The organism is Candidatus Methylomirabilota bacterium (genome assembly GCA_035936835.1).
Lineage (GTDB): Bacteria > Methylomirabilota > Methylomirabilia > Rokubacteriales > CSP1-6 > AR37.
Window position 1 is genome coordinate 1 of sequence record DASYVT010000222.1, and the last position, 3,060, is coordinate 3,060.

Genomic DNA, 3,060 nt, shown 5'->3' on the forward strand with positions numbered 1-3,060 from the left:
AACCCTAGCAGCGACGCGTGAGGCGTTCAAAGGCATTCATTCCGTCGGTCTCGCGATCGTGAGGAAGCTGAACGAACACACGCGACTCCTCCACAGCCTCGGTGGACACCTGAAAACCGGCCAGTCGTGGACGGGTCAAAACCGGCCAGTGGGAGAGCCACCCCCAGCGCGAGTGTTCTACCGCGTTCGCTCGTGATCGAGCAAGGCCCATGTCGGCGTTGTCGACGCCGACGCGGGGGATACCGAGATATCCCCTCGACGAAGATCGGGGCCTCCCTGCGCCAAAGCGCGATGCGTCATCCCCGCGTTGAGTGGTCAGGACGCGCTCCGCTCGCTGTGGAGCCGGGTGCGCCAGCTGCGCGGCCCGCAGGTGAGGACATGGGCGTGATGGAGCAGGCGATCGAGCATCGCGCTGACCGCCGCGGTGTCGCCGAAGAGCTTGCCCCAGTCCTCGACGGGACGGTTGGAGGTGATCAGCGTCGACGTGCGTTCGTAGCGGCGCATCACGATCTCGAGGAGATCCTCGGCCGCCGTGGGCGGGAGCTTGCGCATCCCGAGGTCGTCGATGATGAGCAGCGGGACGGTGGTGACGGCGGCGACGTAGTCGCGTCGTGTGCCGGCGAGCTGGGCCTCGGCGAGCTCCTCGACGAGGACGTGGGTCTCGCGATAGAGCACGCGGTGGCCTTGCTGGATCGCGGCGAAGCCGACCGCCTGCGCGAGGTGGCTCTTGCCCGTGCCCGGCGGGCCGAGCAAGAGGGCGTCCTCGTGCTGGGTCACCCAGCGCGCGGTCGCCAGCTCGAAGATGAGGGCGCGAGGCATCTTCTTGTTGAAGTCGAAGTCAAAGGTGTCGAGCCGCTTGCCGGCGTCGCGAAAGCCGGCGACCTTCACGCGACGCTCGAGCAGGCGGTCCTGCCGGCGGAGCAGCTCGTCCTGGATGAGCCGGGAGAGAAAATCGATGGGCACCAGCTTCTCGGCCTGCGCTTCGAGCAGGCGGGCCTCGAGCCCGGCGGCGATGCCGGAGCAGCGGAGCTGGCGGAGGGCGCGTTGGAGCTCGATGACGTTCATGGAGTGACCTCCTGGGTTTTCCGCGCGATGACATCGCGGTAGTGGGTGAGCTCGCGGATGAGCGGATCGACCTGGCGCAGCGTGAGGGGCGCCGGCGCGTGGCGCTCGAGATAGCGCCGGAGGAAGCGGTACTCAGCGACGCCGAGCTCGAGGGCGGCGCCGCAGGCGTCCGCGACGACGGCGCCGCCATACGTCTTCACGAGGGCGAGGACGCCGAGGATGCGGCGCACGCCGTGCGCGCCGTCGCGGCCGTGGATGGCCGTGCAGAGCGTGCCGATGGCCTCGCCCGCGCGTGCGGCGCGTGCCAGCAGCGTCAGGGTGGTCGCCGGGGTGCGGGGCGGGTGGTCGTCGGGATGGATGACGTGACGGCCGCGCGCGTGGCGGCGATGCTCGCGGAGCAAGCGCCCGGTGGGGGGCTCGAGGAGCCGGACGTGGTGATCGTCCCACTGGACGGCGACCACGCGCCCCAGCCAGCCGGGGGGCGGCGCATAGTAGGCGCCGGCGACTTCGACGCAGCCGTCGAGATGCACGGTGCGGAGTCCGTACTGGTAGTAGCGAAAGGGTTCGAGCGGCAGCGGGAGGAGGTGCGGGCGCTCCTCGGCGAACATCGCGGCGACCTGGCGCTTGGTGGTGCCGTGGATGCGGGTGTCCGCCCAGCGCGCGTCCCAGCGATCGAGATAGGCCTGGGCCTCGGCGAGCATCTCGAAGCGCCCGCCCTTGAGCGGCGTGCGTTGCGTGTGGCCGATGGCGGACTCGACCTTGCCCTTGCGATCAGGATGGCCCACCCGACAGGGCAGCGCGACCGCGCCGTAGTGGGCGAGCACGTCGCGGTAGAGCGGGTTGAGCGCGGGATCGTACACGTCGGGCCGGAGCACGCCTTCGCGCAGATTGTCGAGGACGACGACGCGGACGCTGCCTCCGAGCCGGCGAAACGCCTCTTCATGCAGCTCCGCCCAGCGGCGCGTGCTGGAGGTGAAGGTCAGCAGGCGGACACTCTTGCGGCTGGCGCCGAGCGTGAGGACGAACAAGCGGGTGCGGCGGTACTTCCCGGTCCCAGGGTCGCGCACCATCGGCCCGTCGCCGTAATCGACCTGCGCTTCCTCGCCGGGCGCGGTGACGATCACCGGGTGGGCGTCGGGCGTGCGCGTGCCACGCACCTGCACGACGTAGCGCCGCACGCTGGCGTACCGGGCCGGGAAGCCGTGCTGATCGACGAGGTCCTGCCAGATCGCCATGGCGTTGCGGCCCCGACCGAGCGCGAGCTCGATCAGCTCGCGGTACGGCTCGCAGGCGCTGGCCGTCGGCGCCCGGCTCGTTTGTGGAGGCCACGCCGGCAGGTCAGCGCGGCCCCGTGGGAGCCGCTCGAGGTCGGTGGACACCTGACTGGCCGGATTTGCCGGGTCGGTGGACACCTCACTGGCCGGTTTTGGTGGGGGACGCCGGCGGCGGGGCGCGCGCATCGCAATCCCCGCGGCCCGCAGATACGCCCCCGCCGTCTCGCGCCGGACGCCGGTGGCGTGTTCGATCCGACGGAGCGGCCATCCGAGCTGCCCCAGCGCGAGAATCTGCTGCTTCCTGTCGTCGCCCAAGATGTTGGCCATCCTGGCGGGAAACCACGGGCATCCCCGCCGCGTCAACGTCCTGGGGCGCGGCTACCTCACTGGCCGGTTTTCAGCTGTCCACGACTGGCCGGTTTTGGGTGTCCACCGAGGCTCCACAGCATCGATCGCAAGCTCAGCGTACGAGGGAACGGCGGCCTCGGAAACGGCCGCCGTTCCTGAATCGCTCTACAGCGTCTGCACGACCGCCGCCGGCCACGCGCGGGCGTCGACCTTCTCGTGCCATTCCTTGATCTTGCCGTTCGCGTCGATGACCACGCCGACACGCGCGGCGCCCTTGGCGGGGTCGACGTTGGCGCCGTAGGCGGTGCCGATCTTCCGGTCGGTGTCGCTGATCAGCGGAAAGTTGAAGTTGAACTTCTCGGCGAAGGCCTTG

The 3,060-nt window shown here is 70.1% G+C and carries 3 protein-coding genes; all 3 read right to left on the reverse strand.

Translation table 11 applies throughout. The features are described 5' to 3' along the window. Positions 1–315 precede the first annotated feature (315 nt). The gene (gene istB, locus VGV06_20170; protein ID HEV2057459.1) at positions 316–1,065 is read right to left on the reverse strand and encodes an IS21-like element helper ATPase IstB; all 750 of its coding nucleotides are present in this window, start codon (positions 1,063–1,065) and stop codon (positions 316–318) included. Continuing rightward, on the reverse strand, positions 1,062–2,666 hold the full coding sequence (gene istA / locus VGV06_20175; protein HEV2057460.1) for an IS21 family transposase: 1,605 nt from the start codon (positions 2,664–2,666) through the stop codon (positions 1,062–1,064). Before istA ends, istB begins: the two co-directional genes overlap by 4 nt. A 186-nt stretch (positions 2,667–2,852) precedes the next feature. Next, the coding region (locus VGV06_20180; protein ID HEV2057461.1) for a redoxin domain-containing protein at positions 2,853–3,060 on the reverse strand (208 nt) is incomplete at its 5' end.

Coding starts and splice junctions, on each gene's coding strand:
- istA (HEV2057460.1), bottom strand. CDS start 2,666: ATGGCCAACATCTTGGGCGACGACAGGAAGCAGCAGATTCTCGCGCTG.
- istB (HEV2057459.1), bottom strand. CDS start 1,065: ATGAACGTCATCGAGCTCCAACGCGCCCTCCGCCAGCTCCGCTGCTCC.